The organism is Clostridium sp. YIM B02551 (genome assembly GCF_022324735.1).
GTDB classification, from domain to species: Bacteria; Bacillota; Clostridia; order Clostridiales; family Clostridiaceae; genus Clostridium_T; species Clostridium_T paridis.
The window spans coordinates 167,382-191,269 of the sequence record NZ_JAKGTF010000003.1 but is presented as its reverse complement, the minus strand read 5'-3'; the positions used below and the strand labels follow the sequence as shown (position 1 = coordinate 191,269).

Genomic DNA, 23,888 nt, shown 5'->3' with positions numbered 1-23,888 from the left:
CACTTATTTCATATTTATAATAGAAATAAGTAAAATAGATGGGAAGTGATCTTTTTGGCACTAAAAAATAAAGGAAAAGCAACTATACTATCATTAGCAGTAGCAGCATTAATTGCATCATTAATAAAAGATAAAAAATCTAATGAGGATAAGTAATAGGGTTTTAAGTTCAACTATTAACTTATTCGTGCCTGTAAATGTCCAGAAGCCGACATTTGCAATCAAGAATAAATTAAGTTTCCTATCAAAAACCCTATAGAAACATATTGACTTTAGAAATTCATTATTATAATATAAATATAAAGAGAATATTTAAATCCTTTGATAAGGAAGAGTAGTTATAATAAATTGTTAAAGAGAGTTGAGGATGGTGGAATCTCAACACAAGAGGTTATAATGAATGGGCCTTTGAGGAATAAGGTGAAATCCAGTGAGAGTAGCTGAATCGTAGTTTCTACGTTAAGAGAAATAAGGTATGTTAGTACCTGATTTAAGTGGCGTTTTATACGCAATTTAGGTGGCACCACGGATTTAATCTCCGTCCTATTAATATAATAGGACGGAGTTTTTTTATTCTTTTTTATTATCAATAAAGGGCTATTTTAAAAATTATTTATTAAGGGGGCGTTCATAATGAACACAAAAAAATTAACATTAAATGCAATTCTTTTAGCAATAGGCTTAATGCTACATCAATTTACACCAGCTTTAGGATTTCCAATGCAACCAGATTTTGCTTTAGCAACACTATTTATAATAATGATGATAAATAAGGATTTTAAAACTGTATTAACAGCTGGAATAATAACTGGAATATTTACTGCTTTAACAACAAAATTCCCAGGAGGACAAATTCCTAATATTATTGATAAAGTAGTAACTGTTACTATAGTTTATGGTTTGCTAAGTTTAATAAGAAATAGGTTAAATAAAAATATTGTACTAGCATTAACACTTCCAATAGGAACATTAATTAGTGGAACTATATTTTTAACAGCTGCTCTATATATTGTGGGATTACCTGCCCCATTTAGTGCTTTATTTATTACAGTAGTTTTACCAGCTACAGTTATAAATTTAGCTGCTGGGCTTGTATTATTCAAAATATTTGAGGCATCTTTAAGAAGAAGTGGTGCTGCTAAATCATTTGATTTGTAAGATTATAATTTTAATCTTATGAAAAAAGGCTGGAGAAAAATTTCTCCAGCCTTTTCATTTGTAACACATGTTACTGATAAATATATATAAAGTGTTTATAATAAGAACATAATAGAAAAAATGAAAGAGGTTGAAAAAATGAGTTTATTTTTAGGAAAGATACATTACTGGCTATTTAATAAAATTACATGGTTTGAGGGTATAGAAGAAGAAATTCAAAATATGCTTGAAAACAAAGGCTATAAAGTAGATGAGTGGATAGCAGAAATATACAATAAGTATGGGGAACCAACAGAAAAGAAACCATTAGAAGATATGATAGATACATCTAACATTCATGGATGGCTACAAGAGAAAATTACTTCTGCTGAGAGCAGACAGGCAGCATTAATTACTAAGGGAGTTAAGGAAATTGGAGAATCTTTCTTAGAATCAGTAAAAGAAATTTACATAGAAAAAGGAAAGAAGAACGCAGAGGAATATTTAAATGAAGGAAATAGTATAGAATCACCTGCAGAAGCATTTACAGCAGTTAATAATTTTATACTTGATGGTATGCCATGTGATAGAGTAAATGAAATAGTAGAAAATTCAGAGGAACATATTGTATGGCAATCGACAATGGATATTCATGGACAATACTGGAATATTGTAGGTGGAAATGTAAATAGTTTTTATGAATTAAGAGATGAATGGATAAAAGCTTTCGTAGAAAATTTAAGAGCAGATTATAAATTTAATAAAATTTCCGAAGACACAAGAGAAATTTCACTTTAATAATAAGTAGAACATATACATATCAAAATACAATTAGAAAATTTGTATTAGATTATGTATATGTTCATTTTTTATTTCATAAATTCCTTTGTCTGCATATTATATAGAGATATAACTTAGGATAAAGGAGTGATAGGATATGTTAAGTAAGGGAAGTATCATAAGCGGAGATGCTGGACATAATGCTTATCCGGATACTGGTGCTATCGGTATAAGGATTGAAGATAATTGTACTAAAGATGTTTGGAAGGCAATAATGCTTAAATTAAGTGATTTAGGATATGTGGTGAAAGATTGTACACCTTGGGATCAAAAATTTACTTCAGTAAATGGTTCACTAGGATTTAGGGTAAAAGAAGCTAATAGTATTGGTTCGGCTCTTCATTTATGTATACATTTTAATATAGGTGGAGGAACTGGAGTGGAAGCTTGGATATCTGGAAGAGGTGGTCAAGCAGAAGCTTATGCAAATGAAATATGCAGTGAGATGAGTAAAATAGGATATTATAATAGAGGTGTGAAAGTTGGAAATCTTTTTATTCCGAAATATACTTCTATGCCATGCGTTCTTGTTGAGTGTGCTTTTTTGGATTCTAAGGAAGATATGAATAGATATAATGTTAATTCAATTGCAAATGCAATAGTTAAGGCTGTAACTGGAAGTACTTCTAAAGCTAATTATGATCCTTCAGGTTCAAATCCTTCAACACCAACACCACCATCAACACCTGGAGATTCAGGGAATACAAGTAATTATACGCCAAATGCAAGAGTTAGATATGATTGGTTGTATGTAAGAGATGCTAAAGGAGAAATTATTCCAAATAGAAGAGTGGATATTGGAGACAAGATAAAAGTTTTAGATGTATCTTATTCTAGACAACTTGCATATATAATTTATCCTACGCCAACTGGAAGTAGATATGCATATGTTAGTGTTGGAAGTTGGATTCAATATTTAAATCCATATAATGCTACTATTCTACAAGATTTAGATGTTTATTCAAATGCAAATGGGAGTGTAATTGGTAGAGTATTTAAAAATGAAAAAGTAACAATTTTAGAAGAACAAAGTTCGTGGTTAAACATTGTTTATACAACAGATAAAGGTGAGTTTACAAAGTCAGGATGGGTTAAAAAAGAATCAGTTAAAATTTAGTTAATAAAATAATTAAGGTGACTATAATATGAACTATAGTCACCTATTAAATATAAACCTCAATGAAATACATATTAAGAAAATAATAGTTAGGGTTTATCTCTTTGTTTAGAGCATCTATACTATGCTGAGAAATAAGTGGATCACCAAGTTTATTAAAAGAAGTAACAATTGCAGAATGAAAAATAAAATTGTTTTTCTTTTGGAAGAAAACTAAGTTTCCTGGGGAAACTTCACTTTTATCAATTATTCTCCCCTTAGGTCCTTTTAGATTACGTCTATAGTTTTCCAGTAGTAGCCAGTATAAACCATGAGCTGTAGCCCAAGATATGGAATAGTCATTTTTATTTCTATAGTACCATAAAGGATTATTAAAATTCATGGGTGAGCCGGCATAATGAATACTTTGAGAAACAAAATTAGCGCAGTCACTTCCTCCAGAATACATATTACCTAAGTAGCTGAAGGTTTTATTATGATAAAGGGCATATTCATAGGCATAATCAACTATTTTCATCCTATCAACTTCTATCATACAGTCTCCAAAATAATATTATAAAATTAGTATATTATTTTACTCTTTAGGAATCTACAATATTTTAAGGTTATAAATAAAATTATAAGTTTGAGTTATAATCTAAAGCTCATTATCGCCTTTACGATTTTTTTATTACCCTAAATTGTTCATCAGTATTAGCATCAATAGTTTTAAAGGTATATCCTTTTTCTTTATAATACTTTATTATAGATGGAAGCGCTTTAACAGTATTTTTATTATTAGAACTACAGTGAAGCAGTAATATTATTCTATTTTTATCGGTTTTAGAATTCTTAAGAATATCATATGAGGATAGTCCTTGAATTGCACCATCCTTACTATCAACATTCCAATCAAATATCTTTAAACCTTCACTATGAAGCATATCAACCATTTTATTATCAAGTTTATACATATTATTGTTACATCCAAAAGGAAACCTCAATATAGTAGACTTATAACCAGTAAGTTCCTCAAGCTCTTTTTGAGTTTTTTTCATTTCATCTAAAAATGAACTTCTACTGCTATAAATTTTATTTCTACTATGAGTATAAGAATGTAGTCCAATACTATGACCATTTTCATACATCCTAAACACAACATCTCTATTTCTCTGAATCTGTTCTCCTATTAGAAAAAAGGTTGCTTTTACTCCATATTCATCTAAAACATCTAGAACCTTATTACTTACTTTAGTGGGTCCGTCATCAAAAGTAATATATATAACTTTTTCTTCACTTTCCATTCCATAGCAAGGAATAAAATTTAATGTGAATAATAAGAATAAAGTTATAAAAAAAGTAAATTTAGACTTCGTCATTTCAATCAGCTCCTTTTCACAAGTATTATTTGCTATAAAACAAAAAATATTAGATATTTATTAAGTAATAAAAGGAGTGAATTCAATATTCTACTAATTTATAAAATATAAAAGCGTGAGTTTGCTCCATATATTTTTAAGATAAAATTATAAAAAATAAATAAAAATTAAGAAGTTAAGAAATTGAAATTATGTTATAATGTATGTAATTAAAAAAAAGCTTATGAAAAGGATGAGTTAAATGGGAAAAGGTTTAAATACATTGATTTATTTAGTAGTAACAATATTCATAATTGTTGGTGTAATAGCCTTATTATCTTGGATTTTACCTTATGTGTTAATTGGATTAGTTATATTCTGGGCTTATAGATACATAAAGAATAATATGTTAAAAAGCAGAAAACATAATAATGTAAATAGATATTCAACTACTTATAAAGGACAGGAAGAATATACAGATGGAAATGTTATAGATGTAGATTATGAGGATGTTAAAAAGTAGAGGGATTTATTTGATATAGGTAGGAGAAGTAAAATGAAGTTAATTAATTCTAGGTATAGAATAGAAAAAACTATTTCTATGGGTGATGAAATTAATAGTTACTTAGTTAAAGATTTAGATGATTTAAAAGTATATGTATTAAAAGTAATTGAAACTAAAGTATTAAATGAAAGAATAAAAGAACATATTTTATCAAATATAACCTGGATTAAAAACTTAAACTTCCCAGGTTTAGTTAATGTGCATGAATTTTTAACTATTGAGAATATTGATGGTATTGTTTTAGAAAATAGAAAATATGCATATCTTATAGATCCAATATACGAAGATGTTATTAAATCAAAAATATTGATGAAGAGCACTTTTGATTTTAAGCTGAATCTATTTGCAAAGGTACTAAACATAATTAATACATTGAGTATTAAAGGATACAAGTATAGAAACTTATCTTTGGACAATATTTATTATAGTGAAGATGAAGTTAAGTTGACTGATATTCTAACTATGGAAATAGAAAAATTAAGCGTTATAAATAAAAATAGAGAAGTGGACATACTTGGAAGTAATCATGAAATTCAAGAGTATGATTTTAATCATATTGAAATTTCAAACATTTATTATGGGATTTTTGAAGACGAATTAGAAAATAGAAGTGATAATAGTAGTAAAATTTTAGCTTTATATAAAAACATAAGAGATAAAATGTTTATTTCTTTAAATGAGTGTATAGATTATATAAATATTCATTTTGAAAAAGAGTACAGTAGATTCGATTACAATTCTTTAAATAAAATAATAGAAGATGTTGAAGTTATAGGAAGAGATTATGAAATTAAGAGATTTTCTCAAGTAGTGGATAACATAATTTCTAAAAAAAATAAATTTTCTATAATAGGGATTGATGGAGATGAAGGTAGCGGAAAGACAAAATTATTAAATTATTTTAAAACTTTAATCTATAATAAATTTGATTACAATGCTAACTTAATTGATTCAGATGATATAAAGAGAAATTCTGGTGGACAAATTAAGCAAAAGGACATTTTTGAGTATTTTTTAGGTTTTATAGATAAAAATTTAATAGAAAAATATGGACAGTACTTAGAGGAATTTTGTAGGTTACTAGCTCTCCCTCATGAGGCTAGTGAGATAAGTAAAAGCAATAGGGAATTACAAACAATAAACAGAGTTGCAAAACTACTTTCAGAAATAACTAGGAATAAATTCACTGTTCTATTTGTTGATAATATAGAAAGTAGTAGTACGATTTTTAAACTGCTATTAAAATATTTATTTCTTTCAGAATCACAGTTTGAAAATCTACTTATTGTTATAACTTATAATGAAAATAAATTAAAGAAACATGAGGAAGTAGAAGAATTAATATATAATTGTAAATTAACAGAGCGTTATGAAGAATATAAAATATCCTATTTAAATGAGATTTTATCTAGACAATTAATAAGAAATATTATGAATACATCATCAGAACTTTATGATTTTTCTAATAAGATATATAAAGAAACATTGGGAAATCCAATGTATATTATTGCAGTTGTAAAGAAATTATTTGAGGATAAATTACTTTTTGTATCGGAACAGACTGGAAGATGGAAATTAAACTTACAGCAGCAGGAAATTGCACTTCCAAGAAACATCGAATTAGAAATTGAGAGAAGCTTAAATGAGATTTCAATTAAGGAATATGAAATCATGAAGAAGATGTCTGTTATAAATGGTGCAGTTGAAGAAGACTTCTTATTTAAAGCAAATGTATTAGATAAAAATAATTATGATGAATTTTATTTATTGCAAAACAAAGGATATATTTCTGAAAAAATTTCTGACAGAGCAATACTTTATGAAATAAATAATAATCTAGTGAAAAAGATAGTATCTAAGAGTATAGATGAAAAAGAGAAAAAAGAATTACACAGAGAAATTTCAAAATTATTAGAGCATGAAATTGAATTAGGTCATGACTATAATGATGAACTTATTTATCAATTTGATGTTTTAGGTGAAACAAAAAAACTTATATACTTTTGTAAAAACAGAGGAAGACAGAAGTTAGAGTCTTGGGATAATATCAGAGCGATTTATTACTATAAAAAGGCATTAGAAGCAGAAGAAATCTCTAATGAAGAATATATTGAAATTGCTTTAATCTTAGCAGACTTATACTATAGACAAGGGGAAATTAAAGAGTCAACAAACTATTATTTTAATGTAATAGAAAAAACTGATAGTCAAGAGGATAAATCCCTTTGCTATTCAGGCTTAGCTATAGTTGGCTATAGAATAGATGGAATAAAAGAAACAGAATATTATTTAAAAAATTCAAGAGGTATTCTAAATAACCTTGATTATAAGTATGGCGAAGGAATATATAGTTTAGCATTACTAAAACATCTTTGCTTTATAGGTAAATATTCTGAAGCTATTGAAGCAGGAGAGAGAGCACTCGAAATATGTGGGAGTGAAGATTTTGACTTAAAAGGATATTTAAACTTGTACATTGGATATTGTTATCTCAATATTTCTCAAGGGAAAGAAGCTATTGACTGCTTAAATAAGGCAAAAAGTTTATTTAATAAGACTTTTAATCTAAGAGGAGTAATTTCATCTAATATCTATTTAGGAACAACACTATTTGAAATAGAGGAAAATCTAGAGGGAGCCTTGAGCTTTTTTATAAATGCACAGAAGGCTTCAGACAAACATCAAATTAAGGATTTAAACATACTTACAGAAATAAATGTGGCAGCAGCTTTAATGTCTCAGCGAAAATTTGCTGATTCAGAAGAACTCTTATTAAAGGCATTAGAAAAAGCTAACGAATGGAATCATGAGTTCTATAAGGGAATAGTTCTTTCTTATCTTAGTAGCTGTTATTTACATCTGGATAAGCTTCAATTAACACATAGATATTTGGAAGCATCATTATTAGTAACTTCTAAGTATAATATTGGAGAAGCTTTCAGAAAATCCCTAAAGAGTAATGAGGCTAGATACCTATATAAAATTAAAGATTATCAAATGGCTTCAGAAATAATGTCTTCAGTTATTGAAGAAAGTTTTGGTCTTACAGGACAGTTAGTAAGCAAATTAAGATGTCAATATCATTTCTATAATCTAAGAAATTGTAAGAACTTAGAAGATATAATAAGTGAAATAAATATAATTTTAGAGGAAATGAAATTAATAAGAGATGAATACTTTAAGGTTGATTTAACAATAGAAACAATACTTGAGCTTAATGATTTATCTTATGAAGACTTGGGTAGAGATTTATATAAATCTTTAAACAATGTTTGCATTGATGAAAAACTAATTTTAAAGCTAAATTATATTAAATTGCTTTATGAGAGAAATGGAAAGTTATCTATAGTAACGGAGCTCCAAAGACTTATAGAAAATGTAGATGATGAAAGCTTAGTAGGTAAGGTAACAATTAGGATAGGTGAAACTTATGAAGAGCTTAATATTCCATTCAATGCTATAGAATACTATTACATGGCTTTAAGTCTAATAGTTAATAATATAAACTCATTACCAAATAAAAGTAAGTTAAACTATATTAATTATGGACGATTTCTATATGCATATAATAAATTTGCAAGCAGCCTGGAAAAGATAACTGGAAAGCAATTGCTGAAGAAAGTAGAATATATTGGTTCGTTAGAAGAATTTGAAGATTTATTGCATGTATTAGAAATATCAAATTTAATTAAAAATAAAGAATTATTATATGAGTTAGAAGAGAATTTTGACAAGTGTTTTTATAACTTTTATAAAAATATGTATGATGTATTTAATGTATTTAAAAGCGATATAATAAGTAACATAGATGTTTTAACAAAGTATTTATGTAAAATTACATTAGCAGATGGGGCCATTGTAACTATGCAGGATGCAGATGGGGTTGAATCTATAATTCATACAAATAGAGCAATAAACCCTAAAAGAAATGTTGAGTTTTTTAAGAGTAGATTAAATATTGATGAAGGAACTAAGATAATAAAAAAAGCTTTAGATTCAGAAAATCGGTTTAATGAAGAGTTGTTACCTAAAGGAATGAAAGCTGCAATATGCTTAAGGATAAAAAATAGGATTAGGATTAAGGCAACTGAAAATACTCAAGGTACATTAATCTTATATTCTAATAAATATTTAAATAATATCAATGAAAAAACTCTTGAAAAATTGGAGAAATTGATTCCGCTATTTGGGTTTCTGTTAGATAAACAATATCTAACAATAAATTCAACTATTGATAAGTTAACAAGAGTTTATAATAGAAAGTATTTCGAAGAAACCTTTGCTGATTTATTAGAAAGTTCTAGACTAGAGCATAAAGAATTTTCAATTGCTATCTTTGACGTTGATAATTTCAAAGGAGTGAATGATAAGTTTGGACATGATCTAGGAGATAAAGTTTTAAGATCAGTTGCTGCAATCGTAAAAGATAGTTTAGAACCTGAAAATATATTAAGTAGATATGGAGGAGAAGAGTTTGTAATTATTTTCCCAAATAAGAATAAGGATAAGGCTTTGTTGGAATGTGATAAATTTAGAGAAAAAGTTAGGGAAAGTAATATACTAGGGGGAAGACGTGAGCTTACTATAAGTATAGGGGTTTCTAATTTTCCGATTGACTCTACAAGAGCTGATGAACTTATTAAAAGAGCGGATGAAGCCCTATATGTTGCAAAGAATACAGGGAAGAATAAGACTGTACTTTGGGATCGAGAGTATGGAAAAGTAAGTCAAGCTAATGATAAGCTAACAGGAATATTATCAGGAAATACTAGTAATGACTATAGAAAAGTTAATGCTATTATGGATGTAATTGAGATAATAAAAAATAGGGGTAGTTTATCAGAAAAGATATATGAGCTTATGTCTAGAATAAATGAAATAGTAGAATCCGATGAAATAACCTTTTTCTTGGTTAAGGACGATAAAGTTAAAGAAAGGTATTCGAGGAAAAGGTATGAAGATGGTTGGTACGAGGTTTCTAGATTTAATGAAGATTTAGTAGAAGAAGTAATAACAAATAAAAGTGGAAGATATTTAGTAGATTGGGACAATGTATATAATCAAGATGGCAGTACATGGATGCCAGACTGGAGATCACTATTAATAGTTCCTTTAATAAAAAATGGTGAAGTTAAAGGAGTAATATATTTGTCTGTTTCTATAAATGAGAAAGAATTTAGTTATAATGACTTGAATTTTGTAAGTTCATTAGTAGGTATATTTTCGGCTATGCTTTAAGCATAGCTTTTTTCTTTATAATGTGACACAAAAACCTCCTATCGAACATATTATGTTATAGGAAATACATCGAAGGAGGTATTTATATGTTTCAAAGTAGTCAAGAAGAAACTAGATTTCCACTAGAAGGAAATGAAAGTAATGATATATTCGAGAGCTATCTCAGAAATGATGATGGATATGAATATGATTGTCAAAACGAAGGGGATATATGCAATGATTTTCATGAAGAGGATTGCGATGATCATCATCACGATCATCACCATGAAGCAAGAGGCAGTATAGTTGTTTATTCGAAATTTAGAAGTGCAAGTGGAGAACCTTTATCTGGAGTAAAAGTAAATCTATATAGACTTACTGGGGGATGTCCTAAACTAATAAGTTCCAAGATTACAGACTGTAATGGTAGAGTAATCTTTGATAATCTTCCAAATGGATTCTATAGAGTAGTACAAGAAATAGATAAGAGATTCTTCCAAAAACCATCTTATATTCCATGGAATGAAGTCGAAATCAATGATGTAGTAGAAACAGCTACTATTATAGTTGTAAACAGGTTACGCAGAAGAGATTGCAGAAGAAATGATTGTGGTTGTGAATTAGCAATAATTTTACTTCTATTCTTCTGTGGCGGCTGGGGCTTCTGGTTTTAAACTTAATTAATTTATATATAGTTTTGTAAAAATTTATAGATTCTTAAAACTAAGAGGGAATAAAAACAATCTTTTATGAGTTTTTATTCCCTTGAATACTATTGTTTAATTTATTATTTTAATATAAAATTTTATTATATTTTTATATAAGGAGAAATTACAATTGAGTGAAGAGATAAATGTATACATAAAAGTAAATGAAGAAGGGACTATTCCTACATATGGATCTGTACATGCTGCTGGTTGCGATTTATATGCAAGCATGGACTTAGTAATAAGACCTGGTGAAGTAAGAATAATGCCACTAAATTTTAGTATTGCAATACCAGATAACTGTGAAGCACAAATAAGACCAAGAAGCGGGTTATCGCTTAAAACAAACATAAGAATTCCTAATTCCCCAGGAACTATTGATGCTGATTATAGGGATATGGTAGGGGTAATAGTGGAGAATAGCTATAATAATGCAAATTTAAAATATGAAATTTTAAGAAATCCAGAAATAATAAATGAACTTAAAGAAAATTATGTTGAGACAAATTTATCTAAATATTTAAATAGAGGTGAGGAATTAAAGATTCTAAATGACATTATTTATTTAGATAAAAGAGGAAATCCTTATGGTACTATTTATATTAAGAAAAATGAAAGAATTGCTCAAATGGTGTTTTGTGAATATAAAAAAGCAAAATTTATTGAGCATGATAACCCAGTAGAAATTGGGGAAAATAGAGGCGGTGGATTTGGACATACAGGTGTATAGAAGAAAATAATTTAAAAGCAGAAGCCTAGATGAACTAGGTCTTCTGCTTTTCTAATTTAATTCTCAACTAAAGTTTCCCATTCTTCATATAGTTCATCAATTTTATTTTGAATTTCAGAAATTTGTTTATTTATAGTTCCACTCTTTTCTGGATTGGAGTATACTTCTGGAAGACATTGTTGTTCTTGAAGTTTTAGAAGAGTGTCTTCAGAATTTGCAATTTCTTTTTCAATATTTTGAATTCGGAGTTTAGAAGCTTTAGTCTCTTTTTCTGATTCCTTTTGCTTACGCTTTTCTTCTCTAATTTGGGTTTTTGTTTTTCCTTGAACTTCGTTAAGCTGTTCATATCTAGTAGGGTTCTTTTTCTTCTCAGAATAATAAGTGTAGTTTCCTAAGTATTCTTTTATTCCATCAGCATTAAGTTCATAAATCTTATCTATTACTTTATTTAGAAAATATCTGTCATGTGAGATTACCATGAGTGTTCCATCGTAGGATAAAATAGCGTCTTCAAGAGCTTCTCTTGATAAGATATCTAAATGATTAGTTGGCTCATCAAGTAATAATAAGTTTCCTTTCGCTAGCATTAATTTAAGAAGATTTATTCTGCATTTTTCACCACCACTGAGTAAAGAGATATTTTTAAATACATCTTCTCCTTTAAATAAAAAAGCTGCTAATGCACCTCTAACTTCTGAAGTAGTTAGTTCAGGAAAAGCATCCCATACCTCAGCTAAAATAGTATTGTTTAGATTTAAATCCGATTGTTCTTGATCATAATATCCAAGCTCAACATTTCTTCCTATTACCTTAATACCACTATCAGGCTTAATATTATCTAATATTATTTTAAATAATGTGGTTTTTCCTCTTCCGTTTTCACCAATTAAAGCAACTTTATCTCCTCTTTTCAAATCGAAAGATAGATTATCAAATAATAAATTGTCACCATAAGATTTTTTTAAATTTTCAATATGTAGAACATCATTTCCACTCTTCACTCTTGTTTCAAAAGAAATTTTAGAGGCTGCTTTTTCTTTTTCAGGTGAATCTAAAAGCTCCATTTTTTCGAGAGCTTTTTCTCTACTTTCTGCAGCACGTATACTTTTTTCTCTATTAAAAGATCTGAAGCGTTCAATTATTTCTTTTTGCCTTTTAATTTCCGCTTGTTGAAGGTTATATGCTTTAGTACGTGCTTCTATATCTTTTTTTCTTAATTCTAAAAATTTAGTATATGGAGCACTATAGCAATATATTGAACCTTGTATTAATTCAAAAGTACTTGTTGTAACTTTATCTAAGAAAAATCTATCATGAGATATTACTAGTACGCTTCCTTTATAGCTTAATAAGTATTCTTCAAGCCATTCAATTGCTTCCAAGTCTAGATGATTGGTAGGTTCATCTAATAGCAAAATATCAGGATTTCTTAAAAGTAATTTAATTAGTGCAACCCTAGTTTTTTGACCACCACTTAAGTTAAATATATTCTTATCAAAATCCAGTTCAGTAAACCCCAGACCTCTAATTACTCTAGATATTTCGCCTTTATATGTATAGCCCCCTCTATGGGAATATATATCCTGAAGGGTAGTGTAATCAGTTATTAATTTCTCGTGATAGGAGGCCTTATTTTCATCATAAGGTTCCTTTAATTTTTCCTCTAAAACTAGTAGACGAGCCTCTATATCAAGCAATTCTTGAAATACACTTAAAGCTTCACTGTAAATTGTACTATCTTCATCTAAAGCCAAATGTTGAGATAAGTATCCTAATGTTTTGTTTTTATCTAAAAAGACGTCACCTGAATCTTGAGATAACTCACCTGTTAATATTTTAAATAAGGTGGATTTCCCTTCACCATTGGCCCCTATAATTCCAACTTTTTCACCCTCATTAACTGAGAAGCTTAATTTATTAAGTATTACTTTTGTACCATAACTTTTTTCTAAATCCTTACATCCTAAAATAATCATTTTACTACTCCTTATTGGGGATAAAAATTCAATTTTATTATACTATATATAATTGTAAAATTCTAATTTAATCTATAATAAAACAATTGTTTAGTGAATTGAAAGAAGGTATTATTAGTATATTATAATTATGGAGATTTATTGAGAGGGGAAAAGATCGCTATGAAGAATAAAAAAATAATTAGAAATATAGTAATACTGTGCGTAATTGCTATAGCTGCATTTGGAGTATATAAGTTATCGGTTGGAAAGAAGAAGGATATAAGTGTAAGAACTTCAAAAGCGACTGTAAAGGATTTAAAATCATATTTAAGTACTACTGGAAAAGTGGAGTCTGCTAATACTAAAGATTATTATACATCACAGTTAAAGGTAACAAAAATATATGTTAAAGTTGGAGACAATGTAAAGAAGGGGGATACTCTTGTATCTTTCGATACAAGTGATTTAGATTCAGCAATTAAGCAAGCACAAATATCTTATAATAATGCTGGGCTTCAATATAATGATTTAATTAGTAAAAAAGGTACTATTGATAATAACATTAAGCAGCTGGATGATACAATAAAACAATTAGAAGGTAAGACTGACAATGCAAGTGCTCAAGCATTAGCTCTAGCAAAATTAAATAGAAATCAATTAATACCTATAAGTGATACACAAATAAAGCAGGCACAAAGTGCAGTGGATCTGGCTAAAATTCAGCTAGATAGTGCTAGAAATAAAGTATCAACAATGGGAGGAAGTATTGTAGCAGATTTTAATGGTACTGTTACAGCACTTAATTTATCTGAGGGCTCAGTAGGAAATCCTACTATTAAAGCTTTAACATTACAAGATTTGAGTGATTTAAAGATTAAAATATCATTAAATAAGAATGATTCAAGTAAAGTGGCAGTGAATTCTAAAGTTGTAATACATGGACCTGAAGGTGATGTGTCTGGAGTAGTTTCATTCATAGACCCTGCGGCAAAGCAAGATACTTCAAATCCATTGGCTGCTGGGGAAGTATCATTAGGTGGTGAAATAAAACCTACGGAGGACATAAAAGGATTAAAGGTAGAGTTTGATGAAGATGTAGATATTTTACTAGGAGAGAAGAGTGGTGCACTTTCAGTACCAGCGGAAGCTTTAAAGTCAGCAAAAGGGAATAAATATTATGTTTATGTGGTTAATAATGGTGTCGTAAAAGAAACAGAGGTTAAGGTAGGATTACAAACAGAATCTGATGCTGAAATATTATTGGGACTTAATGCGGGAGACGAGGTAATTTTAAACCCAAATGAAAACATAACTAATGGTACTAAAGTTACAGTATCATCTTAGTAAAAGTATATAGGGTTTTAAGTTCAGCTAATAACTTATTCATGCCAGAACTCAAACAAGAATAAGTTAAGTTTCCTATAAAAAACCCTATATAGCAGGAAAAATTCTATGTAATGGGGGAGTTAGAGTGCTTCAAATAAAGAATGTGAGAAAAACATATAGGACGGGAGATATAGTATATGAAGCTCTTAAAGGAGTATCATTAGATGTAGGGAAGGGAGAATTTACGGCAATAATGGGCCCTTCTGGCTCTGGAAAAAGCACACTTATGAATGTGCTTGGTTGTTTAGATAGGATGGATGAAGGGACATATATATTAAATAATCAAGATGTTTCTAACCTTACAGATAATCAATTAGCCTTAATTAGGAATAAAGAAATAGGATTCGTATTTCAGAATTTTAACTTGTTACCTAGGATGAGTATATTAGAAAATGTTGAACTACCAATGGTATATGGTGGAATTGGAGCCAAAGAAAGAAGAGAGAGAGCTTTACATTCCTTAGATAGAGTTGGATTAACTCCATGGATTAAGCATAGACCTAATGAGATTTCAGGAGGACAAAAGCAAAGAGTTGCTATAGCAAGAGCTATAGTAAATAGTCCATCTGTTATTATGGCTGATGAACCTACAGGTAATTTGGATTCAAAGGTTTCAGAAGAAGTAATGAAAATATTTCAACAGCTTAACGATGAAGGTGCAACAATAATAATGGTAACTCATGAGCCAGATATAGCAAAGTATTCAAAACGAATACTTAAGGTAAGAGATGGTAACATTGTTGAGGATGATGTGGTTACAGATAGAATAGTACTATGAAATGATCTGAAAAGAGGTTAGGAAATGGGATTGTTAGAAAACTTTAAAATGGCAAAGGAAAGTATAGTTTCCAATAAATTAAGAAGCTTCTTGACTATGCTTGGAATAATAATTGGGATAAGTTCAGTTATAGCAATATTATCATTAGGGGCAGGGGGAAAGGCGAGTATAACAGGAGAACTTGAGAAAATAGGTTCCTCATCAGCTCAAATTAAAGTAGATACTCAAGAAGCTTCAAAAGGGGATTATTTTACCTTAAAAGACGTAGATTATTTAAAAGAAAAAGGTGAAAATATTAAATATGCATCAGCTTCAGTTTCAAGACAAAGCACAATAAGATATAAAGATAAAAGTAAAAGAGCGTATATGACAGGTAGTAATGAAGATATGAAGTATGTGCAAAATTCAGAGATATTATATGGTAGATTTTTTAATGAGAAAGAAGTTGAAGATGGAAAGAATGTCATAGTAATCGATGATATTACTGCATCATATTTATTTGGCTATAAGGATGCAGTAGATGAGACCATAACTTTAGGTAAAGATGCCAATATTAAAAAGTTTAAAATAGTAGGTGTTACAAAGAGTGCTTCCTACATGGGAGGATCGTTTAATGATCAAATGCCTGCAATGGTAAATGTTCCAATTACCGCATTAAGTAATATGTATGATGACTTATCTATTGATAATATTTTTATTGTGTCAAATAGCAAGGAAACAACTGATGATGCAATAAATGAATCATTAAATATTTTAAGCGCAAAGCATAATAATCGTGGAGAAAATTTATATAGTGGAGAAAAGCTATTAAAACAAGTTGATCAAGTCAATAAGATAATAGATATTTTCACATCTTTCATAGGTGCAGTAGCAGCCATTTCTCTTGTGGTTGGAGGAATCGGAGTTATGAATATTATGTTAGTTTCAGTAACAGAAAGAACTAGGGAAATTGGAATAAGAAAAGCAATTGGAGCGACAACTAATGCAATACTTATACAATTCTTAACTGAATCAGTAATTATATCACTAATAGGTGGACTTATAGGTATGATTTTGGGAATTATGGGGGCTTATGCTATTGGCAGCTATGCAGATGTTACGCCTGTATTATCACTTAGGGATATTATTTTAGTTATTCTTTTCTCCTCTTCTGTTGGTATATTTTTTGGTATATATCCTGCGAGAAAAGCTGCAAAATTAGATCCTATTGACGCATTAAGATATGAATAAAGCTTATTTAAATTAAAACATAGTAAAAAGCAGAGAAATTAAAAATACAAGGTTCTCTGCTTTTTATTATGTTCATTTTTACAAACCATCTTTGATTATAAATGTCTCCATTTTTGGGCAGTTATTGAGAAGTCCAACTACATAAAGTGTATAAAAATTATTTGCAATTAAATTTATTGGTTGAACTCTAAGATAAATAACATTATTTGTTGAAGAACTAATAGTAAAATTGTATTTTCCAGGTGTCAATGGCAAATAGCCAGTACTTTCTTCAAATTCTATATATTTAAATAATTTCTTGTCTTTCTTATTTACAAGATTAAGTAGTGGTGCTTCCGGTGATAGATGGATAAATCTAAAAAAAGTAGTTCCAAAGCTGTAGGATTTATTTCCATCTATTATAGGGATTAAATCTAATACGTTTAATTTATTTATTATAGCTATAGTATAAATAGAATGAGGTGATAGTTCAATTATTTTAGTGGCTATTGGAAGCTTATTATCTCTAGATAAAAATATAGAGATTTTATGTTCTCCGGTAATTAAAGGAACGTAAATTGAATACTCCTTATATTCAATATTACTAAATGCTAAAGTATCGTCAATATAAACATCTATTGATGAAGTACTAGGAGACGTATTAAAAAAACGTACGAATATTTCCATTTGAGGCAAAGTGTTTGTGAACAATTGCCCTAAACCATTTTTTGAAGATTGATTTTGAAAATAATTCATTTAGTCTCCTCTAAAGATTTTCAAAGGGCATTACTTTATTATTTTCATTATATTTAAGAGAGAGAGCTATAATTCTCTTTACAATCATTTTATATGTTGATTTTGGAATATTATAAGCTCTTAAGGAACTTATTAGGCCAGGATTATTCTGTTCAATTTTATTTAGCACGTCGTTAGCTGCTTTTATTTCTTCAATAAATAAACTATCATCTTCATCCTCATCTATAGTTCTAATTAGAGTTAGTGGATCAGGTGGATTAATAACATTTTGACTTTGAGTGCTTAAAAAAAGGTTATTATTTAAGTCACCTTTAAGCTTACTTGATTTAATTAAGCTTTGTGAAGTAACACCTGATTCAAAGCCATTTGGAAAAGATGATAAATTTAAGGTGTCGTGAAATACCCTAAAAGTTAAATCTTTTTCTTTATTAGATTCATTCATATTTAAACCTCCGTTTATATTGTTAAAATAAATAATTTACTAATAAAAATTATGAAAAAATTGCTTTTATTAGAACTTTATTTAACAAAAACTTTTAAATTTGAGTATTATACATAGGGAGGTAATGCATATGTTTCCTGAGGATGAGAGAATAAGAAATAAGTTTATAGGGGTAAACTCTGAAATAAAGCTTTTTAATGGACAAAAAGCAAATTTTATTAATTTTGATAATGCAGCTACTACCCCAGCATTTAAAAAAGCAGCACAGTACTTGAATAACTTCTTGCCTTGGTATGGAAGTGTTGGAAGAGGGGCAGGATATAAATCTCAAATTAGCACAGATTTGTTTGAAGGGTCAAGAAAAAAAATATTGGAATTTTTCTCCCTTAAAAATAGAGATGATTACGAAGTTATATACGTTAAAAATACGACAGAAGGTATAAATAAGTTAGCTAGTAGACTAATAACCTCTGCAGATGATTTAGTTATAACAACAAGAATGGAGCATCACTCAAATGATTTACCTTGGAGAGGAAAATGTAAGCTAGAATATATTGATGTAGATGAATATGGAAAAATATCTTTAGATGATTTAGAAGAAAAGTTAATAGCGAACATGGATAGGTTTAAGTTTCTTGCAATTACTGGTGCATCTAATGTTACAGGATATATAAATCCTATAAATAAAATAGCTAGGTTGGTGCATAGATATGGTGGACGTATAATAGTTGATGGAGCTCAATTGGTACCGCATAGAAGAATAAATATGTCAGGGGTTAGAACTGGGGAAGAAATTGATTACCTTGTATTTTCTGCTCATAAAATATATGCACCATTTGGGGTAGGAGTTATTATTGGAAAGAAAGATGGCTTAATAAATGGAGAACCTGATTTAAAAGGTGGAGGAACTGTCGAGTTAGTTACAGATGATAAAGTTATTTGGAAAGATAATGAAGGAAAAGATGAGGCAGGAACACCAAATATATTAGGAATTGCAGCATTACTTGGGGCATTGGAGGAAGTTGATGCTATAGGCTACGAAACTATAGAGAGAAGAGAAGAATTGTTATTAAAAAATTTATTTGAAGGATTAAGGAATATAAAAAGAGTAAGAGTATATGGTGTACCTATTGTTCAAAAAGATAGACTAGGTATAGGTGTATTTAATATCAATGGAATAAATCATACTGAATTATCACAACTATTATCTACTCTAAGTGGAATATCAACCCGAAATGGATGTTTTTGCGCACAACCATATGTTCAGAGACTTCTTGGAATTCCTAAATCAGAAATTCAGAAGCATTTGGAGAATCCTAAAATGATAAAGGATGGAATGGTTAGGGTTAGTTTTGGAGTATATAATACGTTGGATGAACTTTGGACATTCCTTAATACCATGGAATATATATCAAAAAAATATTAAAAATACTCAAAGAAAAAGGTAGCTCCATTTTGTTATAAATTGGAACTACCTTTTATTATAGGGTTTTTTTATAGGAAACTTAACTTATTCTTGTTTGAAAATATCGGGTTCTGGACATTTTCAGGCATGAATAAGTTAATAGTTGAACTTAAAACCCTATATTATTGATTGAAGACCTTAAATTTTGGTAGAAAGTTTTCTAATGTAAAATTTGGATCTCCAGCTATTAATGGTCTTAAGTATTCAATAGCTTCTTCAGTTATATGATTTCCAGCATCATTAATCCATTCTTTAGGGAAATACTTAACCTTATTAGCTATTTCAGTAGTTGGTACTGTAAAGGTTGAATATGTATAAGGAGAATTTGTTTCTCTTTTTATAGCAACCATAAATCCAGACTCGTTTTCCAAGGAATATCTTAATGCATCATAACCAACTTGATAAGCTTCATCAATGTCTGTTTGAGATGCTGAATGCATTGAACATCTTTGAAGAACTCCTAATTCTAAAGCTTTTACCCTGTCTGTTATTCCAGCTTTTATTATTTGAGCTCTAAGATAATTTCCAACACCACCTAGTTGAGCGTGTCCAAATCTATCAAGGGATTTAATTCCGTTAATTAATGAAAGGAATTCTCCATTCTCATTAACAAGTCCTTCAGACGCTACTATATAAACTTTATTATTTTCTTTAAATTTTTTCTTTACATCTTCTAAAAATTTATATAAAGAAAATGTTTTTTCTGGAAGATATATAAAATCAGCAACTGGTTTTCCATTCTTTTGAGCTAATGCAGCTGAAGCCGCAAGCCATCCAGTATCTCTACCCATTGTTTCTAATATAAAAATACCATTATTTATATAAACAGAAGAGTCGTAAAAAGTCTCTAATGTTGTTGTTGCAATAAACTTACCAGCTGAACCGAAACCAGGAGTATGATCAGTACACATAAGATCATTATCAATAGTCTTCGGAATTCCGATAAACTTAATATCTATTCCAAATTCTTTTCCATAGGCAGTCAATTTGTTTGTAGTATCCATTGAATCATTACCACCTACATAGAAGAATGCAGTAATATCTAATTCTTTTAATATAGTCATTAACTTTTCATATTCTTCAGGGGATTGTGTATGATCCTTTAATTTATATCTGCAAGAACCTAATCCAGAAGAAGGTGTGTATTTAAATAAATCTAGTTGGTCTTGAGGTACATCACTCAAATTCACAATGTTTTTCGCTAAAATTCCTTCAATACCATTTAATCCACCATATACATTATCAAAGGCTTTAAATTCTTTATTTGCTTCAATTAACCCTACAACACTTGAATTTATAACAGAGGTTGGACCTCCAGATTGTGCAATAATACAATTAGACATGAACTATCTCCTTTAAAACTTATTATATTAAATGTGCTATACTATTTAATGCTTTAAATACTCCATATACTAATATACACTATGTAATTAATATGTCAAAGGTATTTTTTGCAACATATAGGACAAGAAAACGATTATATAATAAAAAAATATTAAATGTGCTATACTATTTAATTGTTTAATATTTTTATTATTAATATCATATAAATTAAGTAAGAATAATTATGTTACTTTGTAATAAAATATATAGAACTCATTATGAACTTAAAGGGGAAGTATAAATGATAGGAGTAGTTATTATTGCATTGGCTTTAGCAATGGATGCCTTTGGAGTTGCATTAAGTATAGGTATTAATTGTGCTGTTAAACGTAAAAATAAGGTTTATTTTGCAATTTCATTTGGATTTTTTCAATTTTTATTATCTCTTATAGGCGCAATAGGAGGATATTATTTTAATAATTATATAGCAAATATACCTAATATAATAGGGGGAGCTATAATTGCAGTTGTAGGAGTTTTAATGATAAAAGAAGGTATGCAGCAAAAGGATGAATGTATACTATTAAATCCCAAAATGTATTTTGTACTAGGCATATCTGTAAGTATTGATGCCTTAGTTGTTGGATTTACTGCATTACATGATACTATAAATCCACTAATTGTAATTTTCTATACTAGCATTATTGGTATTACTACGCTCATTTTAAGTCTAATATCTTTTTATATATCCAGGTATGCTAAAAGAATAAGCTTCATAGCTAAATATGCAGACTATATTGGTGGAATTATATTGATGATTTTCGGGTTTAAAATGATGTTTTTATAATGCATAGGGCTTTTTATAGGAAACTATTTTACTCTTTTAGAATTTATAATATTTATGATATAATGTATATCAAAGAATAAAATTTATATGTTTGATATAAAATCAATATTTATTTTTAGAGGCAAAGTATGAAATATGAAGAACTATTAAAAGAAAAGAAAATGAAAATAACAAAGGGTAGAATGGCAATTTTAAATATACTCGAAGAAAACAATAAAAGTTTAACTGCTGAAGAGATATATTCATTATTAGGTGAACAGGATAATGATGTTAATTTATCAACAGTTTATAGAACATTGGAGCTTTTTGACGATAAAGATATAGTGGATAAACTTTTCTTACCAGAAGGGTGCTATGGATATTCTTTAAAGAGAGATGACCATAAACATTTATTGAAATGCGATATGTGTAGTAAAGAAGTTCTTGTACCATGTCCTATTAAACAAATTCAAGAGATAATAAATTCCGAAGCTGGTTTTAAGATAACAGAACATTCAATTAAGTTACATGGAATTTGTGATGAATGTAATAAGAAAAATAAGTAAATATAGAACCCCTTACTTCAATAATGAAGTAAGGGGTTCTATTACTTTAATAATTCTTTTTATTGAATATAATTACTAATATTAAAGTTATAACACTCATCAATGCAATAGTTCCACCTGGAGCAGTATCACGATAATAAGATAATACAAGCCCTCCTAAAACATCAATCATTCCAAATAAAATCGAAAGAAATAGTGTAGTTTTAAATCCCTTTTTTATAACCAAAGCGGTAGCAACAGGAACCACTATTATGGAAGATATAACTAATATGCCCATTATTCGAATGGAGACAGAAATGGTTGCTCCAATTAGTAAGGTGAAAATATAGTTAAGCACTTTTACCTTAACGCCAGAAACCTTTGCTCCTTCCTCATCGAAAGTAATATACACCAGTTGGTTATAGAAAAAATAGAGAACACCTATGCATATTATGGATACGATAAATATCAATAATAGCTCACTGGAGTTTACAGTTAGTATACTTCCGAATAGATACGAACTTACTTTGGCAGTTGTTTTACCAGAACTTACAAGTATAATTGCGATCCCTAAGCTTAAGGTAAGAACAATTGACATAACAAGCTCAGCATATTTTTTAAAATATCCTCTTAAAAATTCAATTACAACTGCACATAAGGTTGTAAAAGCAAGAGAGGTGAACAATGGATTGATACCACTTACAAGCCCAATGGCAACCCCTGCAAAGGAGGAATGAGAAAGTGTATCTCCAATCATAGAATAACGGCGTAGTACAATAAATAAGCCTATACTAGGACAAAGTATTGAAATCATTAGTCCAGCTAAAAGGGCTCTTTGCATAAATTCGTATGATAGCATTTATAATACCTCCCTTTCTCTTTGAGATTCATATTCATTTAGTTCATAAAGAGAGGCTTTGAAATCTTTAACTTCAATAATATGAGTAGAATACTCTAAAGCTCTTGGAATATTGTGGTCTACTGAAAGTATAGTAAGACCTTTTTCTCTGCATAGTTTTTGTAGTAAAGTATAAAGTTCTCTCTGATTTTTTTCATCAACACCAGAGGAAAGCTCATCTAACATTAAAAGTTCGGGTTCTCCAAGTAAAGCTTTTGCAATAAATACTCTTTGTTGCTGCCCTCCAGATAGTGAGCCCACTAAGGAATTTTTAAAATCTTTCATATTTACATAATCAAGCATACTATCAATAGACTTAGAATTTTTTATACCAATAGTTTTGCAGTGCATTTTAAGTAATTCATAAACTGTAATAGGAAAACTGCTATTAAATCCATCAACTTTTTGTGCTACGTAACCAATAGAGCATTTTTCTATAGTTATGTCTCCTTTTAATGGAGTTAATATACCAAGTAATAGCTTTAATAGTGTAGTTTTTGCACTCCCATTCTCTCCTATTATTGATGTAAAACTTCCTTGTGGGACATTTAAATCTATATCATCTAATATATAAGGCATTCCGCCTGAATATGAAAAGGTTAAATTGTTTATTTGTATCAAATTAAATCAGCTCCTGCAATTGTTAGTAGTT

21 protein-coding genes and 1 other annotated feature are annotated in these 23,888 nt (G+C 29.0%); of the genes, 13 read left to right on the top strand and 8 right to left on the bottom strand.

The window, feature by feature from the left end:
* Positions 1–312: 312 nt before the first annotated feature.
* Positions 313–549 (top strand) — a binding site (T-box leader).
* Between the two features lie 84 nt (positions 550–633).
* The 3 genes from L1S47_RS05125 to L1S47_RS05115 all read left to right on the top strand — a co-directional run bounded on the left by L1S47_RS05125 (position 634) and on the right by L1S47_RS05115 (position 3,094).
* Complete coding sequence (locus L1S47_RS05125) at positions 634–1,158, top strand: tryptophan transporter (protein WP_238882398.1); 525 nt, start codon at positions 634–636, stop codon at positions 1,156–1,158.
* A 138-nt stretch (positions 1,159–1,296) separates the two neighbouring features.
* Positions 1,297–1,935 carry a hypothetical protein gene (locus L1S47_RS05120; RefSeq protein ID WP_238882397.1) on the top strand — a complete coding sequence of 213 codons (639 nt, stop codon included), beginning with the start codon at positions 1,297–1,299 and terminating at the stop codon, positions 1,933–1,935.
* 139 nt (positions 1,936–2,074) lie between these two features.
* The gene (locus tag L1S47_RS05115; protein WP_238882396.1) at positions 2,075–3,094 is read left to right on the top strand and encodes an N-acetylmuramoyl-L-alanine amidase; all 1,020 of its coding nucleotides are present in this window, start codon (positions 2,075–2,077) and stop codon (positions 3,092–3,094) included.
* Positions 3,095–3,140: 46 nt separating this feature from the next.
* Here the strand turns inward: L1S47_RS05115 and L1S47_RS05110 are convergent, their stop codons facing one another.
* Both L1S47_RS05110 and L1S47_RS05105 read right to left on the bottom strand, forming a co-directional pair.
* Entirely contained in the window at positions 3,141–3,629 is a 489-nt protein-coding gene (locus tag L1S47_RS05110) for an amidase domain-containing protein (protein WP_238882395.1), read from the bottom strand.
* Between the two features lie 121 nt (positions 3,630–3,750).
* Positions 3,751–4,452, bottom strand: a complete 702-nt coding sequence (locus L1S47_RS05105; protein ID WP_238882394.1) for a polysaccharide deacetylase family protein — start codon at positions 4,450–4,452, stop codon at positions 3,751–3,753.
* 241 nt (positions 4,453–4,693) lie between these two features.
* On the opposite strand from L1S47_RS05105, the gene L1S47_RS05100 reads away from it, so the two are divergent.
* The 4 genes from L1S47_RS05100 (at position 4,694) to L1S47_RS05085 (ending at position 11,650) form a co-directional block, all read left to right on the top strand.
* The gene (locus L1S47_RS05100; RefSeq protein ID WP_238882393.1) at positions 4,694–4,954 is read left to right on the top strand and encodes a hypothetical protein; all 261 of its coding nucleotides are present in this window, start codon (positions 4,694–4,696) and stop codon (positions 4,952–4,954) included.
* A 33-nt stretch (positions 4,955–4,987) separates the two neighbouring features.
* Positions 4,988–10,234 carry a diguanylate cyclase gene (locus L1S47_RS05095; RefSeq protein WP_238882392.1) on the top strand — a complete coding sequence of 1,749 codons (5,247 nt, stop codon included), beginning with the start codon at positions 4,988–4,990 and terminating at the stop codon, positions 10,232–10,234.
* Positions 10,235–10,320: 86 nt separating this feature from the next.
* Complete coding sequence (locus tag L1S47_RS05090) at positions 10,321–10,887, top strand: SpaA isopeptide-forming pilin-related protein (RefSeq protein WP_238882391.1); 567 nt, start codon at positions 10,321–10,323, stop codon at positions 10,885–10,887.
* 163 nt (positions 10,888–11,050) lie between these two features.
* Positions 11,051–11,650 carry a dUTP diphosphatase gene (locus tag L1S47_RS05085; protein WP_238882390.1) on the top strand — a complete coding sequence of 200 codons (600 nt, stop codon included), beginning with the start codon at positions 11,051–11,053 and terminating at the stop codon, positions 11,648–11,650.
* Between the two features lie 56 nt (positions 11,651–11,706).
* Here the strand turns inward: L1S47_RS05085 and abc-f are convergent, their stop codons facing one another.
* Complete coding sequence (gene abc-f / locus L1S47_RS05080; RefSeq protein ID WP_238882389.1) at positions 11,707–13,626, bottom strand: ribosomal protection-like ABC-F family protein; 1,920 nt, start codon at positions 13,624–13,626, stop codon at positions 11,707–11,709.
* Between the two features lie 162 nt (positions 13,627–13,788).
* On the opposite strand from abc-f, the gene L1S47_RS05075 reads away from it, so the two are divergent.
* The 3 genes from L1S47_RS05075 (at position 13,789) to L1S47_RS05065 (ending at position 17,002) form a co-directional block, all read left to right on the top strand.
* Positions 13,789–14,952 (top strand): efflux RND transporter periplasmic adaptor subunit, encoded by a 1,164-nt coding sequence (locus L1S47_RS05075; protein ID WP_238882388.1) that lies wholly within the window; start codon positions 13,789–13,791, stop codon positions 14,950–14,952.
* Between the two features lie 127 nt (positions 14,953–15,079).
* Positions 15,080–15,772, top strand: a complete 693-nt coding sequence (locus tag L1S47_RS05070; RefSeq protein ID WP_238882387.1) for an ABC transporter ATP-binding protein — start codon at positions 15,080–15,082, stop codon at positions 15,770–15,772.
* Positions 15,773–15,796: 24 nt separating this feature from the next.
* The gene (locus L1S47_RS05065) at positions 15,797–17,002 is read left to right on the top strand and encodes an ABC transporter permease (RefSeq protein ID WP_238882386.1); all 1,206 of its coding nucleotides are present in this window, start codon (positions 15,797–15,799) and stop codon (positions 17,000–17,002) included.
* A gap of 78 nt (positions 17,003–17,080) precedes the next feature.
* Here L1S47_RS05065 and L1S47_RS05060 read toward each other — a convergent pair whose 3' ends face one another.
* Both L1S47_RS05060 and L1S47_RS05055 read right to left on the bottom strand, forming a co-directional pair.
* Positions 17,081–17,737, bottom strand: coding sequence for a DUF4397 domain-containing protein (locus L1S47_RS05060; RefSeq protein WP_238882385.1), 657 nt, complete (start codon positions 17,735–17,737; stop codon positions 17,081–17,083).
* Between the two features lie 10 nt (positions 17,738–17,747).
* Positions 17,748–18,179, bottom strand: a complete 432-nt coding sequence (locus L1S47_RS05055; protein ID WP_238882384.1) for a hypothetical protein — start codon at positions 18,177–18,179, stop codon at positions 17,748–17,750.
* A gap of 130 nt (positions 18,180–18,309) precedes the next feature.
* Here L1S47_RS05055 and L1S47_RS05050 point away from each other — a divergent pair, with 130 nt between their 5' ends.
* Positions 18,310–19,605, top strand: coding sequence for an aminotransferase class V-fold PLP-dependent enzyme (locus L1S47_RS05050; RefSeq protein WP_238882383.1), 1,296 nt, complete (start codon positions 18,310–18,312; stop codon positions 19,603–19,605).
* A gap of 161 nt (positions 19,606–19,766) precedes the next feature.
* Here the strand turns inward: L1S47_RS05050 and L1S47_RS05045 are convergent, their stop codons facing one another.
* Positions 19,767–20,987, bottom strand: a complete 1,221-nt coding sequence (locus tag L1S47_RS05045; RefSeq protein WP_238882382.1) for a 6-phosphofructokinase — start codon at positions 20,985–20,987, stop codon at positions 19,767–19,769.
* A gap of 281 nt (positions 20,988–21,268) precedes the next feature.
* On the opposite strand from L1S47_RS05045, the gene L1S47_RS05040 reads away from it, so the two are divergent.
* Together L1S47_RS05040 and L1S47_RS05035 are read left to right on the top strand one after the other, a co-directional pair.
* The gene (locus L1S47_RS05040; RefSeq protein ID WP_238882381.1) at positions 21,269–21,814 is read left to right on the top strand and encodes a manganese efflux pump MntP family protein; all 546 of its coding nucleotides are present in this window, start codon (positions 21,269–21,271) and stop codon (positions 21,812–21,814) included.
* Positions 21,815–21,942: 128 nt separating this feature from the next.
* Positions 21,943–22,359: a Fur family transcriptional regulator gene (locus L1S47_RS05035; RefSeq protein WP_202767798.1), complete on the top strand. Its 417-nt coding sequence runs from the start codon at positions 21,943–21,945 to the stop codon at positions 22,357–22,359.
* 46 nt (positions 22,360–22,405) lie between these two features.
* On the opposite strand, the gene L1S47_RS05030 is transcribed toward L1S47_RS05035, so the two are convergent.
* Together L1S47_RS05030 and L1S47_RS05025 are read right to left on the bottom strand one after the other, a co-directional pair.
* A complete protein-coding gene (locus tag L1S47_RS05030) occupies positions 22,406–23,197 on the bottom strand; it encodes a metal ABC transporter permease (RefSeq protein WP_238882380.1) in 792 nt (263 codons plus the stop codon).
* A complete protein-coding gene (locus L1S47_RS05025) occupies positions 23,198–23,857 on the bottom strand; it encodes a metal ABC transporter ATP-binding protein (RefSeq protein WP_238882379.1) in 660 nt (219 codons plus the stop codon).
* Between the last annotated feature and the right edge of the window lie 31 nt (positions 23,858–23,888).